The following is a 14960-nucleotide window of genomic DNA, read 5'->3' on the forward strand; positions in this document are numbered from 1 at the left end:
GCAGTACCAGTTTTAAACTCTCCTCATACTTATTGGGAAAATCCCAAGGCGACTAGACTGTGTTCTAGTCGCTGCTTTTCTTTTTCTGACGATAATTCCACGCCCTCCAACCGGAAGTGAAAAAATTCTCGACGTTTAGGATAGTGCTTGCGCAGGCGATCAAACTCTGAGGCAAATTCATTGGGATGATGCTCCATAGACCGGCGCAACCGCTGATCGTCCGAGCGAATGTCGTAACAATGAGGAATCAGTTGTTGTATGGCAGAGAAAGCTGTGGTTGCCTCTGAGCCTGAAACACCTTGCACGTGCTCACCCACACTTTGTTCCGCTTGTAAGGTTTTCCCCAAGCAATCCGCGAGACGCTTGGCGATCATCTGTGTACCCAGGACTTTTCCATCATAACTGTAGCCCGCAATATGAGGCGTCGCGATATCGACAAGAGGCAGCAATTCAGAATGAATGTGGGGTTCATCCTGCCACACGTCCAATACCGTCTTAAGGTCCGCTTGGTTTTTCAGGCGCCGGTACAACGCCCGGTTATCCAAGCAATCGCCGCGCCCGCAATTTAACAAGACCGTTCCCGGCCGCAGTTTGGCGATTTCCGGCTCCCCAATCATTTGATAGGTTGGCGCCAGGCCCTCGTGGCTTAAGGGCGCATGCATGGACACAATATCGCAGCTCAATACTTCATCCAGACTCGCTAATACCGGATAGCGATCTTGCTCAATCAATGGATCATAGCCAAGACAATCTATCCCCAATTGAGATGCTCGTCGATACAAAGCCGAGCCCACATTACCCATGCCGATAATTCCCAGGCGCTTCCCCTGCCAATCGCAGGCCAGATGAGCCAAGGCTGCAAACACGTATTCCACTACAGAGTTGGCGTTGCAGGCTGGCGCATTGGCATAGGCAATGCCGCGCGTGTCCAAATAATTGGTATCAATGTGATCCATGCCAATGGTGCAGCTTCCAACAAAGCGTACTGGGCTGTCTTTCAGTAAAGCCTCATTCACCTTGCTGACGGATCGCACAACAAGCGCATCCACATCGGCCACATCTTCGGCACAAATTTCCCGACCAGCTTTAAAACGCAATTCACCTTTTCCTGTCTCTGCCAGCCCGGCATTCGCAAACTCGGAAAAATAGTGTTCGGCCATCGGGATGTTTTCATCGAGCAAAATAATCACGCATCGTCTCCAAAGACTTTCCTCACTCGGCTGGCCAAGCGGGCAAAACCCTGATCGGCACAAAACTGTTCCAGTGCATCAACATCGGCTGATCGCCACTGCAACTCCTGCAACGAATCCACAAGCGGGATATCACACACAATCGTCGCCAGGGTTTTGGCCATCGCCACTTGTTCCAAATGCTCTTCCAGTTTATCCGCCAGGCCCTTTGCCCCACGAATCTTCATGTGCTGAAGTTCATCCAGCTTGGCATATACGCCTTTCACACTGCCATGGGTCTGCAACAAGGCCGCCGCCGTTTTAGCGCCAATACCGGGAACGCCAGGAATGTCATCAATGGAATCCCCCACCAAGGCCAGATAATCCGCCATCGCTTCAGGAGGTACTCCCCATTTCTCTTCGATATCCGAATCGTAGTGCGCAATATCCTTCGCAAAATCCCAGAGATAGTCCTGCTTTCTGCGTATCAACTGTCCCAGGTCTTTGTCACGGCTTAAGATTGCAATCGGTTGGGAACTGCGCCGGGCGATTCGGCTCAGGCTGCCAATCAAATCGTCCGCCTCATAACGCGTTGAACCGAAACAGGGAATGCCCATTAACTCCGCAACTTCCCGACAGGTCTCCAGTTGGTAAGCCAGTGCCTCATCAGGCAACGCACGGCTCGATTTATAATCCGGGTACAACTCTTCGCGAAACCCCTGCCCCAGACTTTCATCAAAACACAACCCCAGGCGTTTGGGGTCGTATTGTTCCTTAAGCTTTAACAAGAAGGTGGCAAAGCCATAGACCGCTTCGGTGGAGTATCCATTACGAGCCGTCCAGTTAGGGGGCAGAGAAAAGTAATACTGAAAAATGTAGATCGAGGCATCGATCAGACAGGTGGCCGCCAAAGGCTTCATCGTATATCTTCCTGGCAATAACGGGCGGCCTCACAGGCTTTGTGAGCACTGCTCCCATAAAAGTCAGCAAGCGCAGCGATCAAGGTTAAGCTGCGTTCGTTCAATCGACCGTTACAGTATTCTCGCAGCTCACTATAAATACGCTGGCAGAATTCCGTACTGGGCATCAAACCCGCCTCGGCATTGTCAGCACTGACGCGAAACGGGAAACCGGCGGCGCGCGCAAGAATACACTCCAGAGCCTGGGGTTTGGCCTCAACCTGCTCAAACGCCAGCTGTTGCTCCGGATTGCGCCCATCCGGCGCATACCAATAGCCATAATCTTCCTGTTGGCGACGCATCTCGCCGGCGACCAGCCAATGCGCTATTTCGTGCAAGCCACTGGCGTAATAATCTCGCGTAAAATAAATTCGGTGGTGGGTATTGTCCGGATCGGCGATTTGATACAACGGCTCGTCAGCACCGCCTATCAAGACAGTATTGTGGCTGTCCTGAAAGCAGCGATTAAACACCGCGATTAGATCCTCACAACGATGGGGGGTGTCAGCTAAGGATTCGAGACAACTCATTCAGCCACGCACTCCACTTGGCACAAACGTTGAAAATACGCCTCACTGAGAAACTCTTGCCCGGCTAACAAATGCTCCAGATACCAGCGAGCGGGCTTGAGATCTTCCTGAATCATGGCCTTGTTGGCGACATACACCCAGGCATTGATCGGCCCATCACTGCTGTGAACGGTAAAAATATCCCGACTGTACAAACGCGGAGCCCCTTCAAAAGGGTCCATTTTAACAATCTGGTGTTCATCCAGCAGGCGGTAGGCCACTCCTTCAACCACACTGCCCTGACGGAATCCGATATTGGCATAGGAGCGGTGAGGCGCATCGGCGGCACGTTTGTTAAAAAGCAGCTCAGCCTGCGCCAGGGTGGCGGGTACCGCCAAGTCGAACGCCAGGCCCCGTGTGCGCATGCGCTCGGGGTTCATATTGGAGCCATACGCAAAATAGTAACTGTTCAAAATACGCCCTGATGTATCAAAATAAAAACACTATATATAGTGAAGGTAGACCGTTTAAAAAATATTTTGTCAAAATGTTGTACTTATGCCAATCTAGCTATACTTTATATAGTAAGGATTTTAATGGCACACCGTACATTGACCCGTTTTAAACACCAATGGGAATTTTACGCGATTTTCAGTGCCATATAATAATAAGCCTGTTCCGAATTCGGAGTAGGCACCCAAAGCTGCCAAAACCCACAAGGGAGGTAGTCGCATGAAGACCACGGAAAACCGCTCTAAAACCAAGGGCAACGTCATCGATTTGTTCACGGGCCAGAATTACGCGCCTGAGGACAGCACCCGCTTTATTCGCCTTGCACCGGAACTGGATGGACTGGAGATGCTGTATAGCAACGACGCCAGCCCTGACAAGCTGTTCAGCTTAAAAGTCCTGTGTTGGGGCCTGAGGGCGAATGGCGATGTTGTTGGCCTGGTCCCCTGGCTCAATGACATTGTTGCCTGTATCGACATCAAAGACCCCCTCAACGGTCAATGGGAGGGTTACTACGATCCCGGCGTGGACGAGGTGTTTTACGATGCCCCGATTCACAAAATCGTCGAACTGGAGACCGCCGCCGAGTATTACGACTACGAGGCCGCCGAACTCAATGGCGAGTTCAGTATCCAGGAGATCCCAGACACCATAGGCACCCACGCCGTATTGGCAGACAAGACCTATGAAAACATCACGCTGACCGAGGTCATCAGCTGGCGTCTATACGGCGATGGCAAGATATCCGGCATGGTCGCCGACGAGTCCGAAGTGGTCAGCACACCGGTTCTGCCGGGTGACGAGTGTTTATATCAGGTGCAAAGCCGGGAAGAGTTTCGCTACTTCTTCCAGCACCAGATCGCCAATCGCATCAAGGCGGAAGACCCGGAAGCGTTGGCTGCGATATCCATTCTGGTCGAAGAACAATAACGACCAGTGACACAATACTTGCTCAGGCAAGCTCTCCGGCAGGCGCCCCGCCTGCCGTCCATCCCCTTTCCCTTTTCATTGTGTTCCGCTTAGCTCGCCCCTTTGCAGATCCAATAATGGTACTCATCGGCCTTTTCACCCTGACCGTCCATCTGCTTAATCAATTCATGCCCCAGAAAGGTACAGAATTTAGGAATATCACGCGTGGTTGAAGGATCGGTCGCAAGTACCTGTAATACCTGACCTTCCTGACACTCTCGCACCTGCTTATGGAGCATCATGACCGGCTCAGGGCATAGCAAGCCCCTTGCATCCAGTGTCGAGTCAACCCGTATTGATTCATTGTTCGTCGCCGTCATAGTGCTGATTCTGTACCTTCTTGTTGCTTCGTCATCCGATATACGGCAGCTATTTTAACAGCGAAAACAGCCTTGTGGACTACACTGTTATTGAGATTTGTCGCTGAGCTGTCAGCGAAGAGTGAGGATGTATTTTGTCTCTACTGAAAGATTTAACCATAAACCGCCCCGATATTTTCAGCCGTCACAGCCTGGAATTAAGCTTCAAATTGCTGCGCCATCGAGAACCATCACTGGCTCTTGAAGTGCAAAATATTATGGCCGGAAAGACCAACGATGCGCCTTCCGCTCGCACTCTGCCGCCTCATTTGAGCCGCAGCTGCGAGTTCTTTATGGTGGCCATCGATCCAGTGGTCGTCGGGCAGATTATTTCTTCACTGACCCTGATTGGGCGCAACATCATCGAACAGAATAATGTACGCCCCAGCCGCAAGGCCATCATCCTCTCTTTGCTGGAAGAATGGATGGGCCTGGTCGAGTGGCTGATCAATGAATCCGAACAACAATTACCGGCGGCCAACGCTACCCATTCCGCGTGAGATTGCGTACCATCTTGATTTTAAGCAGTCTGGACGCCCACCATGATCCATGTATTAATCGAGCGCCATATCGGCACTGACCTGGAATCCACCTACGAAGCTATGGCGCGAACCACCTTACAAGGTGCCTACCAAGCTCCAGGGTTTATTAACGGTGAAACCTTTTACGACATGAACAACCATCGCCACCATTATGTACTCAGTAAATGGCGAACTCTGAGTGACTGGCAGCGTTGGTTTCACAGTGATCAACGCCGCGACATGATGGGGCAATTGAGTCCGGTTCTGGATGGCCCGGAAAAAATCACACTGCTGGAAAACTAAACACCCAAACGAGAATTCCGAGAGACACAAGAAGCTACAGGTTCATGTCCCGCGCCTGTTGTGGCGTGAGAAGGTTGATTGACTCCGAAGGCTCATCGAAACACAGGAACAGCTCTCCGCTTTTTAACTGCCGACGTAGCTGCTCAAGTTTCCTTTCCAAACTGATTTCCTGTTCACCGTAATCGGTGCCCTCGCGCAGAGCGAAAGACTCTAATACCGCGTTTAGAGTCTCCGTCGCCAATTGCTGGTAAGGGATAATCACTTCGCAGCTTTAACAAACTTCAGCGTCATGCGATCACTCTCGCCGATGGCCAGATAATGATCGCGCTGCTCGTCACCCAAACGCAAACTCGGTGCTAATGTCCACACTCCCTTAGGGTGGTCCGCGCTGTCTTTCGGGTTAGCATTAATTTCACTGGCCGCCACCAATTTAAAACCGGCTTTTTCAGCAAACTCAATTACCTTTGACTCGGTGACATAACCCGACTTGATCATGGTTTCCATGTCCGTACCGGGTTTGGCTCGGTGTTCAACCACACCTAGAATGCCACCCGGTTTTAGCATGGCGTAAAACTCATTGAAGGCTTCTTGCGCAAAACCGGATTTCATCCAGTTGTGGACATTCCGGAACGTCAACACGCGATCGGCACTGCCTTTGATCGTGTTAACTTTATTGGGTGGGTAAAACGCGGTCAGCTTTGCGTTGCCATAAACCTCAGGGTTGGCCTGCATTTTTTCAGCGAATTTTTTCTGGTAACGGGTGTAAAAATCAACCCCGGCATTGGGATCGAAATGAGCCGCATAATACGTGCCTTTGTCCATCAGGTAAGGCGCCAGAATTTCAGCATACCAGCCACCACCTGGCCAAATTTCGACCACAGCCTGATCTTCATCCAGCTCAAAAAACTCGAGCGTTTGTACGGGGTTGCGATATTGATCGCGGGCTGAGTTTTTAGCGCTGCGGTGCTCGGCAGCCGCGGCTTTTTCAATACTGTGATCGGCATGGCTGATACCCTGGGCACTGAAAGCCACACTTAAGGCCAGCACTGCGGTGCTGATAATCGGTTTAGCTGCAAACATATTTCGGTTCCATACTTGACCTAAAAGACGGCTAAAGCCTACCCTATATCAGTAGATGTTTAAACGGATAAATGCTATGGATACCTGTTTAGTTTTAACCATTATCAGCGACGATCGTCCCGGTGTTGTTGAGCAAATTGCCGCCTGTGTCGATCAGCACAAAGGCAGCTGGCAAGAAAGTCGCATGGCCCACCTTGATGGCAAGTTTGCCGGCATTTTGCGAGTGAGTTGCGCTACCGAGGATGTTACGGCGCTAAGCCAGGCGTTACACGCGTTGGAGAGCTCAGGCATTCAAGTGTTACTCAGTGAAGGCCAACGTGATCAAAACGGATCCCAGCAGAGTCTGCACATCAGTGCGATTGGCCCGGATCGCCCGGGCATTGTTCTGGAACTCTCACGCGCCTTTGCCCAAGGTGGCTTTAATGTCGCCCAACTGGACACGGATTGCAGCAGCATGCCCTGGTCCGGCGACCCTCAGTTTGAAGCCAAATATCAACTGCAGGTTCAAGGCGCCTGCGATACCGATGAGCTGCAGGAACGTTTGGACGCCATTGCCGACGAGTTAGCTCTGGATATCAAAATCGAAGAGGCTTCTTGAGTCCAGAAATCCTATTGATGGGCGCGCAATTGGCTATCGAGCGAGTTCGCGCCAGTATACGATACGATCATGGCCACGATTGGCTCCGAATCGGAACTGTGCCCTGGGAAGCCGGATGTCGTTGTGCTCACCATCTTGATCCCAGTCAAACTGCAACCAGGGATACGCAGAAACATCGACATCCACGTCAATGGTGCCACGATGTCCCAGACCTGGCGCACTGAAGAATTGTCCGGCATCCCCATCAAGGAATTGAATTGAATCTGACCCCAGGGATTCAAAAAAACCTGTGCTGTTTCCCGTTCCCACATCAACCGTACGATTGCTATCGTCCGATAGATCTCCGGTTTGCACATATTGAATATCCCTGCGCGCCAACTGGCTGCAGGAATCAGCCTGATTACGTTGGAAGCTGTGCCCATGCCAGGATTCAATATGCAAATTGCTCAGTAAGTCCTGGGTCTCAGGGCCATGGGCATTCGGCAAGTTTATACGTGAAAAATAAAAGTCGCTGATCCCCAACAAAACATGATCCGGATCGCTGCCGTTGACCCCATCTAAATCGAGATTCAAACTGGATACCGCGATGCCAACATCATCCTCGTCCAGTAAGCTCAGCCCTATGGGCACATCTCGCCAAGGGCCATCGGGTTCCGAATTTCGCAACAACTGCAAAGACGCTCGATACCTGGCTTGCCCCTGATTGAACAGCAGAGTTTCAGCACTCGTAAACAAACGTCCGGACAAACCTGAAGCCTGAAAAACTCGATTCCCCTGAAGCTCACCGTCGAGCTTAACGAAGTCTTCATGGTACCCATCTGCAATCACACCTTCCGCATTGACCGCACTGACGGTCGCCGCTGCAAAAAAATCCTGTGCCATATGTGAAAAGCCTCCTGGTAAACAGGCTGGCTCTATATCGGCATCCGCCAGGGTGAAATGATCAGGTATGAATCGACCGACAAGTCCCGAACGTCCTTGAATTCGTTGGCCGATTGCTATGCCGGAACCCAGATAGGCATTGCCATCGATCCTCGCTTCGATTTCCATGATTCCCACATTCGAATATTGAAGTTGAGTTTCCGACCTTTGCCCATTGGTAAATTGACTCAACACCACATTACCTGTGAGTTCACTGTGGGACACGTTCTCAGGAAGGACCGGGCGAGCCGTGAGCCGAACAGATGCGGGCGTACCTTCCCGTGAAAAGCTCGGCAGCCGAGGGTTATCACTCAGATCCACTCGATTGGCAGCATCTGAGTCACTATGCCCATCGGCGACTCCGTCACCATCTTGGTCATCATCAGATTGCCATCCTACCGCCGCCGCATTCAGAGAAAAATCTTCACCCGCGCGCCGGAAAACGTCTCCATTGTGATCAAGCGCCGCCGTATTTCCTGGCAAATCCAGCCATATTCCAAAAGGCCGCGAGAGTAGCTCACCGCTGTCTCCTAAAATGCTGTCGGAAGAAAAACTACCGGAACTGTCTCTCAAGGAAATCGTAAATCGTCCCACATCACGAGTGAATATTTGAAATTGTGCAAGCCCGGATTCAAATGCCAAAGGAAGGGCTTCAAACGTTGCACTTGCAGTGAAGGTGTCATCATCGATCATCAGCAGCGGGGCGACGGCCATCGTATCTCCTGACGATGACGTCAGCCGAATATCGGCATGGTCTACCTCATATTGACTGGCCACACCACAGTCACCATGGGTACGGTCACGCCTGACCATACTGACCGAAACGGCGTGTGCCCGATAGGCGATCACGTCGCGCTCCGCAGCCGGAGGAAAATCAAGAACAAAGGCATTTTCCGCATAGCGGATTGATTGTGACACCGTATTGGTCGACGTATCTCGCTCTGCCACCCGCACCGTCAATGATTCCGCGTGTTCATTGCTTAATAATAAACGCACGCTCCCCTGATCAGACGCCTCAAAGCGATAACTCGCTACCCCACTGTCAGAATCTCCGACCTCCAAACGACCGTTGGGAACCACCATCGACCAATCACCGTGAGAAGTACTTGTTGAGATATCCACTACTCCCTCAAAATCACTGATCACACTTCCATCAGAATCCAGGGCCGAAATCACAACCTCATTCGGAACACAGACGCTGGCGTTGTCTTGCGCCGGTTCAATCGAAAAATGAGCCGCTCCGAGTGTCGCTGTGATCGACAAATTATCAACATAATAACGCCCGGCTTCATCAATGGTAAAAATCGACAATCGTCCGTTTGGACTTCGAAACTGTCCGGCGGGAATGTTCACCAGTGGCCGCAAAATATCACCCGCCCCTTCCGAACCTGCATGCAGTATATGCACGACGGACTCGTCCGAAGGGTTCACCCATGAAAGCGCGACGAAAGCGTCGTCTACCGGGGCCTGACTGAAACTGCTGGCCCCAATTCGCAACCAAAATTGAACGGCTAGATTGCGAGTTCCAGAAGGAATATTAAAATCCAAACTCATACTCGACGCTCGCGCAATTCGCACAGCTCGAACACTTTCCCTGCGATTGGGCCCTGTGCGAAACCGAATATTGCCTTCAAAGACCCATTCACTGCGCACCGCATCACGATCATCAAAGGTAGTGCTGTAAATGACTTCTGTTGTCGCCAACACCGGCACTGGAATAAACATAAGAAAAAACACAAGCGCACGGACAAGCCATCGCCTACCATCGGAGAGGCAAAAAGGAGCTTTCATATTTCTTCACCCTAAGTCTTACTTAGATGCCTAAGCAATTTTTGACCTGATATATTTTTTATGGAGACAGGTCTCTATATTCAGTAATAGGGAAGAAATAGCGATTTCGCCACTTTTTGTGGATGATTGGAAAGAAAATATTTTAGGGAGAACGCTTTTTAAAGCAGCTTGACCGAGACAGGCACGACACTTTACACCAATAACGATTACACCGTTTTCAATGAAGCACGTAATAAACCTTTGGTTTTATCGAGATTTTTCTCGCCAGTACACCAGCAAGTCATGGCCTCTTACTGTACCAAAACGCGCGACAGCATTGGGCAAGCTGACATCATCATCGGTGTTGTTTTGATTCCAATCGTAGGACAGCCAAGGCAAGCTTGAATAGTCCACTATCATTTCCACTTCACCACGCTGCCCAAGCCCCGGAGCAGAGAACACCAACCCTGCACTGCCTTGCTCAAAACGGATATGATTGCTTTGCAAATCGTTAAAGCTCGCCAATGTTGACGAGGCCGCGATGGGCGGACGAAGATTAGCATCCACGTCCAGGCTGCCGGTGCTGTTGAAACGCACATTCCTGCGTTCAATGATGCTGCAGCTGTCCGCCTCATTTCGAGCGAAACTGTGCCCCGCCCAAGATTGAATTTCAAAAGGTAGAGGCAGATTATTGCTTTCCGGGCCATGTCGGCTTTCGCTGAATAAACGCGAGAAGTAAAAATCGGAGCTGCCCAACACACTGTATTCAGAATGTCCGCTGCCCGCGAGATCGAGGTTCAGAGAGCTTCCTGAAATTTCAACACCATCACTATCCGACAATTTTAAACCAAGCTGCACTTCACGAAGCGGCGTTTCAGGGAGCGACGTTTTCATAATACGCAGCGACGCATGTAAACGTGCTTGCCCACGATTAAACAGCAGAGTTTCAGAAAGAGCCTCAACCCGGCCACTCAAGAGGCTTCCACTGACTGGCTTAGCATCGTAGTCCCGCTGCCCCAAGGAATCACTCAATTTGGCGAAATCACCATGGTAGGCATCCAAAGTTCGCCCGTCTACGCCCACCGCCGTAATGTCTGCACTCACATCAAAGGGTTGGTTCAGATGAGTTAAGCTGCTGGCCGTGCAAAAAGGGTCCAGATTGGTATTTTGAACCACGAAATGATCCGGTATAAAACGCCCAATGGGAGAAGAACGTCCAAGCAAACGGTTCGCGGCCGCCACACTCCCACCCAAATAACGGTTTTGCTCCAGTTCGAGATCCATCTCCATAATGCCTGCATTTGAGTAGGCGACCTCGGCCGTAGCGACTCCGTTAACGAACGACAAGACTCGTGTCTCGCCACTCAGGTCTTGATGATTAAGGCCGGATGGCAGGAGCGACCGAGAGGATAGCAACACACTGTTGCCCGGTGTTTCCGCGCCAAAACTGCTCACAATTGGATTATTACTGAGATCCGCATTGTTTAATGGGTCAGTGTCGTTATGACCGTCTGCAATACCATCATTGTTCACATCATCACTGGGTTGCCAGCCCACCGCGGTGACGGATACCTGAAAACGCTCACCGGCTTCTTTGAATACTGGGGCATTGGCTGACAAACTGTTTGAGCGGCCTGCTGCCGAACTGGCAAAGGCAAATGGCCTTACTGACAGCTCCGAGCTTTGGCCCGCAATTGTGGAATCACTGAAACCATTGCTGCGATCTTCAAACTCCAGACGGTATCGGCCAACGTCGCGAGGTGACAATTGCACATTGGCAACCCCCTGAACGAAGGTTATGGGAAGTTGAGTAAAGCTGTTGCTCAGTGTGGTGCTATTGGCTCCATACACCAGCTGCGGAGCGATTCCGCCGGGGTCACCCGTTAATGGGGCCTGTCGAACATACACACCACTGCGATTGTAATGTTGTGCCGCGCCGCATTCACCATTACTGTCGCGCTTCATCATGGTAATTCGTAAACCATGACTGCGGTACGCAATGATGTCATCATTCAAACTGTCGTTGTATTCCGTAACAAACGCGTTTTCAGAAAACGTTACACTGGTGCTGTTACTGCTCACGGTCCCAGCAGGGTCGCGCACATTGATGGTTAAAGTTTCGGCGTGTTCATTGCTTAAGCGCAATCGCAGCTGACCATTGTCGCTGGCCGCAAACCGGTAATTCGCTCGTCCAGTATCACTGCCAATTGCGCTGAAGCGGCTATTGGCTGCCGACATTGACCAATCGCCGTTTCCTGTACTCGTGCTGATTTCCACATCACCCTCAAAGTCCGTCAGGGTTTGATTCGCGGAATCCTTCGCCTCGATAAGCACCTCATGAGGCGCGCACACGCTGGCATTACTCGAGGTGTTACTGATCGTGAAATGATCGAGACGTTGACCCAGGGTTCCTGACACCACCACATTGTCGATATGGTAATAACCTCGGGTTCCTTGATTGTAAAACAGCAGGTAGTTTTGCTCAGCGATGCGTTCACGGGGAATGTCGATGGTCAGGGTTTGTATCGTGCCTCGCCCCGACGCGCCACGATGCAGCTCGACGATGTACCAACTGCTGTAAGCATCACCGACACCATCCCAATAGAGATGAAAGCTGGACTGCCCCCTGGGTGGGCTGCTGAAGCTGTTATGACCTATTCGCAGCCAGAAGGTAACCTGAACACTGTCCGTATTACTGGGGACGTCGAGTATGGTGTACACATAAGTGGTGGGGCCAATCCCAACTGAAAAGCCCGACTCAGCGGCTTGCCCGCTGTAGTAGTACGCATTCCCGCCACTGGCATCCCAATGGAAGTTGGTATAACTCTGGCTATTGAAATTGTCACTGAAAATAACTTGCGCGCGACTCTGTCCAGTGAACAAAAGAACACCGATAAACACACATACAAGCGACAATCGCGACAGCAAAACATTCATTCCCGTACCGCAAAGCATTAGCCACTACCCGAACCATAAAGAGTAGACCATAGTTGCTATATCGGCTGTTTACTCGACAACTAAAGACTCAAAACCGGACGATCGGCCGTCGATACTGAGAGCGAGGCAAGCATGGTTTGCAGAGGCTAACCAACGGCGGCGACGTGTTCGCACACGATTAAGGCTCCCCGGGAATGTAAGCACTCACAGAAACCGTACGAGACGCATCCAGAGGCGCTGTCCCGCAACTCCCCTGGCTTTCAATGGTGTAATAGCTGGCATCATTCAGCGCGCCGCTCTGCACGCTGCAGCTTATGGCGGCTTGGCACGCTTCCAATCCATTGACACTGAAGTTGATCGTCACAGAGGCGAGTTCAGTGCAGGCACTGTCTCCATCACTACGATTCAAATCCGGTCGTAACAATAGATGACTTAATCCGTAGTTGGCGCCGCTTTCGGCGGCATAAAACGCACGTTGACTGAAGACTTCCTGTAACGCGACAAACGGCACAGTGGACACTGAACGACTTAAACCCACCGCCAAAGCCGCAATGGCAATCACCAGAAACAGGGCCAAGGGCAACATAAAACCCTGGCTTCTATGCGGAGCGATGACCGACAGATTTTGTGCTCGGAACGTTAATGTATGAGGCATCGGTTTAGGGAACATTGCGAATGTAAATCCTGTCGTTGCTGGGAAACTGAGCTTCACCCTGGCCAAACACCAAGTCCACATTCAGCTGAGCGCCATTATTCTGGGCGCCTGACTGCACCGCGAAACCGCCTGAACGGATATCGTGATCCACCAGAACTCCCGCGCTGCTGGGAACAAAACCGCTGGCCGAAATTGAGGAGGATGAATATTCGTAAAGTGCCCCCTGATACACACAAAAAGCTTTACTGCCACTGACAAAATACACCCGCCGGCTACTGGCAGACTGAGCAAAAACCGTCGACGAAGCAAGATTGATGGCACCCCCGCCTTGACCAGGGCCCAAAGGAGAAGCCAGTGCCGCCATAGCTGAACCGCTGAACACATCCGCGGAATTCACTCCGCCGGCAACCACGAAATTTGCCGAACCACGATCGATACTATAAGCCAACAGATCCAACGCAGAAGTTCCCGCAGCACCATTCGCACTGGTGGCGGTTTCATCTTCCAACAGACCGCCACCGACTACCGGAATAAATTCAACACACTGTCCGCTCGCTGTTGATCGCACGCTGCTGGGCAGCGCATTTTCAAGTTCCCGCGCCATCAAATTTACGGCTAAACGGCTTCGACTGAACAACTCGATGCGTTCTTGTATGGCTTTCTGCGATTGTAAAAACTGTAAGAAATAGGAACTGCCCAGACTGCCAATCACCGCCACGATTACCACAACCGCAATCAATTCTACCAAGGTGAACCCTGATGGACGCTTGCTGTGAACCGAGCGATTCATCAGTAGTTACCTTTGTAACTGCTGAGAACAACTTCGCTGTTACCCACCGTCGCCCGCACTTCGATGCGACGTAGCTGAGCGCCCGGAGAGGCCAGCCCGCTAACGGACAAACCTCCGCTACCCTCTGTAACACTCACACTGATCGAGCAGGCTTGAAAACTGGTATCCGTCTCTCCATCGAAATCACCAATATCATCTTTCACTGAAGAGCCCACAATTGCACCACAGGGCTGCGCGTCATCCTGGCCACTGCCACATGCAGGCAAACCACCAACCGGTGTACTTGACGAGAAACGCAATAAGGCGATGGTTTCTAACTTGGCTTTTGCGCACTGCAATGCGCGATGCTGTTCAATCGGATCGATACTGTCACGGTTAAACTGAGTAAAACTGAGAGAAAAGGCACCTGCCACAATCGCCAGCAATACGATGAACACAATCAGTTCAACCAGGGTGAATCCCCTTTGCACGGGCGTCTTCATCGCGCCGCACCATTCGCTGAAATACTGACCGTCACACTCACATCAGCGGTACTGATGGAAATGCTACTGGCAGGACTTCTGCCCATCTTATCGAACGACACCGTAGCATCAGTAATTTGAATGCCTTGCCCGAGCGTATACGGATAACTCACACCCCCCAAGGTAATGCTGCTGCCATCATCACGTAGATCAATGCTGTCATCGGCTGCATTGGCAACGAACTGAATACGTCGACTGCTGGACGCCTTAGCCATCGCCAAATGCCGGGCGCTGCGTAAGGCAAGCAAGACCTGATCACGGCTTGCCTGCACACGCTGAAGATCGCCACTGTTTCCGACACCGATTACGGTAATCGAAATAATGCCGAGTATGACAATAATGGAAACCAGCTCAACGAGCGTGAATCCCTGCGCCCTGGCCATGATTGA

17 protein-coding genes are annotated in these 14960 nt (G+C 51.4%); 4 read left to right on the top strand and 13 right to left on the bottom strand.

Annotation, left to right across the window (positions count from 1 at the left end):
- Positions 1 to 29 precede the first annotated feature (29 nt).
- Genes ABWW03_RS14080 through ABWW03_RS14095 form a run of 4 tightly spaced genes read right to left on the bottom strand, consistent with a single transcriptional unit; the run spans position 30 to position 3110 of the window.
- A complete protein-coding gene (locus tag ABWW03_RS14080) occupies positions 30 to 1190 on the bottom strand; it encodes a 4-phosphoerythronate dehydrogenase (RefSeq protein WP_353409157.1) in 1161 nt (386 codons plus the stop codon).
- The gene (locus ABWW03_RS14085; RefSeq protein WP_353409159.1) at positions 1187 to 2089 is read right to left on the bottom strand and encodes a 5'-3' exonuclease; all 903 of its coding nucleotides are present in this window, start codon (positions 2087 to 2089) and stop codon (positions 1187 to 1189) included. The genes ABWW03_RS14080 and ABWW03_RS14085 overlap by 4 nt, the downstream gene beginning before the upstream one ends.
- The gene (locus ABWW03_RS14090) at positions 2086 to 2658 is read right to left on the bottom strand and encodes an elongation factor P hydroxylase (protein WP_353409161.1); all 573 of its coding nucleotides are present in this window, start codon (positions 2656 to 2658) and stop codon (positions 2086 to 2088) included. Before ABWW03_RS14090 ends, ABWW03_RS14085 begins: the two co-directional genes overlap by 4 nt.
- Positions 2655 to 3110 (bottom strand): gamma-glutamylcyclotransferase family protein, encoded by a 456-nt coding sequence (locus tag ABWW03_RS14095; protein ID WP_353409163.1) that lies wholly within the window; start codon positions 3108 to 3110, stop codon positions 2655 to 2657. Before ABWW03_RS14095 ends, ABWW03_RS14090 begins: the two co-directional genes overlap by 4 nt.
- Positions 3111 to 3369: 259 nt before the next feature.
- Between ABWW03_RS14095 and ABWW03_RS14100 the strand changes: the two genes are divergently transcribed.
- The gene (locus ABWW03_RS14100; RefSeq protein WP_353409165.1) at positions 3370 to 4077 is read left to right on the top strand and encodes a hypothetical protein; all 708 of its coding nucleotides are present in this window, start codon (positions 3370 to 3372) and stop codon (positions 4075 to 4077) included.
- An 89-nt stretch (positions 4078 to 4166) separates the two neighbouring features.
- On the opposite strand, the gene tusA is transcribed toward ABWW03_RS14100, so the two are convergent.
- Positions 4167 to 4436: a sulfurtransferase TusA gene (tusA, locus tag ABWW03_RS14105; RefSeq protein WP_353409167.1), complete on the bottom strand. Its 270-nt coding sequence runs from the start codon at positions 4434 to 4436 to the stop codon at positions 4167 to 4169.
- A 134-nt stretch (positions 4437 to 4570) separates the two neighbouring features.
- Between tusA and ABWW03_RS14110 the strand changes: the two genes are divergently transcribed.
- On the top strand, positions 4571 to 4975 hold the full coding sequence (locus ABWW03_RS14110; protein ID WP_353409169.1) for a hypothetical protein: 405 nt from the start codon (positions 4571 to 4573) through the stop codon (positions 4973 to 4975).
- A 42-nt stretch (positions 4976 to 5017) separates the two neighbouring features.
- The gene (locus ABWW03_RS14115; RefSeq protein ID WP_353409171.1) at positions 5018 to 5299 is read left to right on the top strand and encodes an antibiotic biosynthesis monooxygenase family protein; all 282 of its coding nucleotides are present in this window, start codon (positions 5018 to 5020) and stop codon (positions 5297 to 5299) included.
- Between the two features lie 34 nt (positions 5300 to 5333).
- Here ABWW03_RS14115 and ABWW03_RS14120 read toward each other — a convergent pair whose 3' ends face one another.
- Together ABWW03_RS14120 and ABWW03_RS14125 are read right to left on the bottom strand one after the other, a co-directional pair.
- Positions 5334 to 5561: a YheU family protein gene (locus tag ABWW03_RS14120; protein ID WP_353409173.1), complete on the bottom strand. Its 228-nt coding sequence runs from the start codon at positions 5559 to 5561 to the stop codon at positions 5334 to 5336.
- On the bottom strand, positions 5558 to 6379 hold the full coding sequence (locus tag ABWW03_RS14125; protein ID WP_353409175.1) for a class I SAM-dependent methyltransferase: 822 nt from the start codon (positions 6377 to 6379) through the stop codon (positions 5558 to 5560). The genes ABWW03_RS14120 and ABWW03_RS14125 overlap by 4 nt, the downstream gene beginning before the upstream one ends.
- Positions 6380 to 6455: 76 nt before the next feature.
- Here ABWW03_RS14125 and ABWW03_RS14130 point away from each other — a divergent pair, with 76 nt between their 5' ends.
- Complete coding sequence (locus tag ABWW03_RS14130; protein ID WP_353409177.1) at positions 6456 to 6977, top strand: glycine cleavage system protein R; 522 nt, start codon at positions 6456 to 6458, stop codon at positions 6975 to 6977.
- Between the two features lie 33 nt (positions 6978 to 7010).
- Here ABWW03_RS14130 and ABWW03_RS14135 read toward each other — a convergent pair whose 3' ends face one another.
- The 6 genes from ABWW03_RS14135 to ABWW03_RS14160 form a co-directional block, all read right to left on the bottom strand.
- A complete protein-coding gene (locus ABWW03_RS14135) occupies positions 7011 to 9623 on the bottom strand; it encodes a DUF6701 domain-containing protein (protein ID WP_353409179.1) in 2613 nt (870 codons plus the stop codon).
- Positions 9624 to 9935: 312 nt separating this feature from the next.
- Positions 9936 to 12605: a DUF6701 domain-containing protein gene (locus ABWW03_RS14140; protein ID WP_353409181.1), complete on the bottom strand. Its 2670-nt coding sequence runs from the start codon at positions 12603 to 12605 to the stop codon at positions 9936 to 9938.
- A 178-nt stretch (positions 12606 to 12783) separates the two neighbouring features.
- Complete coding sequence (locus tag ABWW03_RS14145) at positions 12784 to 13275, bottom strand: pilus assembly PilX family protein (protein ID WP_353409183.1); 492 nt, start codon at positions 13273 to 13275, stop codon at positions 12784 to 12786.
- Entirely contained in the window at positions 13265 to 14050 is a 786-nt protein-coding gene (locus ABWW03_RS14150; RefSeq protein WP_353409185.1) for a PulJ/GspJ family protein, read from the bottom strand. Before ABWW03_RS14150 ends, ABWW03_RS14145 begins: the two co-directional genes overlap by 11 nt.
- Positions 14050 to 14532: a type II secretion system protein gene (locus tag ABWW03_RS14155; RefSeq protein WP_353409187.1), complete on the bottom strand. Its 483-nt coding sequence runs from the start codon at positions 14530 to 14532 to the stop codon at positions 14050 to 14052. Before ABWW03_RS14155 ends, ABWW03_RS14150 begins: the two co-directional genes overlap by 1 nt.
- Positions 14529 to 14954, bottom strand: a complete 426-nt coding sequence (locus tag ABWW03_RS14160) for a hypothetical protein (protein ID WP_353409189.1) — start codon at positions 14952 to 14954, stop codon at positions 14529 to 14531. The genes ABWW03_RS14155 and ABWW03_RS14160 overlap by 4 nt, the downstream gene beginning before the upstream one ends.
- Between the last annotated feature and the right edge of the window lie 6 nt (positions 14955 to 14960).

The organism is Pseudoteredinibacter isoporae, from assembly GCF_040372805.1.
Taxonomy (GTDB): Bacteria; Pseudomonadota; Gammaproteobacteria; order Pseudomonadales; family Cellvibrionaceae; genus Pseudoteredinibacter; species Pseudoteredinibacter isoporae_A.

Coding starts and splice junctions, on each gene's coding strand:
- ABWW03_RS14085 (WP_353409159.1), bottom strand. CDS start 2,089: ATGAAGCCTTTGGCGGCCACCTGTCTGATCGATGCCTCGATCTACATT.
- ABWW03_RS14150 (WP_353409185.1), bottom strand. CDS start 14,050: ATGAATCGCTCGGTTCACAGCAAGCGTCCATCAGGGTTCACCTTGGTA.
- tusA (WP_353409167.1), bottom strand. CDS start 4,436: ATGACGGCGACGAACAATGAATCAATACGGGTTGACTCGACACTGGAT.
- ABWW03_RS14125 (WP_353409175.1), bottom strand. CDS start 6,379: ATGTTTGCAGCTAAACCGATTATCAGCACCGCAGTGCTGGCCTTAAGT.
- ABWW03_RS14145 (WP_353409183.1), bottom strand. CDS start 13,275: ATGTTCCCTAAACCGATGCCTCATACATTAACGTTCCGAGCACAAAAT.
- ABWW03_RS14090 (WP_353409161.1), bottom strand. CDS start 2,658: ATGAGTTGTCTCGAATCCTTAGCTGACACCCCCCATCGTTGTGAGGAT.
- ABWW03_RS14155 (WP_353409187.1), bottom strand. CDS start 14,532: ATGAAGACGCCCGTGCAAAGGGGATTCACCCTGGTTGAACTGATTGTG.
- ABWW03_RS14115 (WP_353409171.1), top strand. CDS start 5,018: ATGATCCATGTATTAATCGAGCGCCATATCGGCACTGACCTGGAATCC.
- ABWW03_RS14135 (WP_353409179.1), bottom strand. CDS start 9,623: ATGTTTATTCCAGTGCCGGTGTTGGCGACAACAGAAGTCATTTACAGC.
- ABWW03_RS14130 (WP_353409177.1), top strand. CDS start 6,456: ATGGATACCTGTTTAGTTTTAACCATTATCAGCGACGATCGTCCCGGT.
- ABWW03_RS14100 (WP_353409165.1), top strand. CDS start 3,370: ATGAAGACCACGGAAAACCGCTCTAAAACCAAGGGCAACGTCATCGAT.
- ABWW03_RS14160 (WP_353409189.1), bottom strand. CDS start 14,954: ATGGCCAGGGCGCAGGGATTCACGCTCGTTGAGCTGGTTTCCATTATT.
- ABWW03_RS14140 (WP_353409181.1), bottom strand. CDS start 12,605: ATGAATGTTTTGCTGTCGCGATTGTCGCTTGTATGTGTGTTTATCGGT.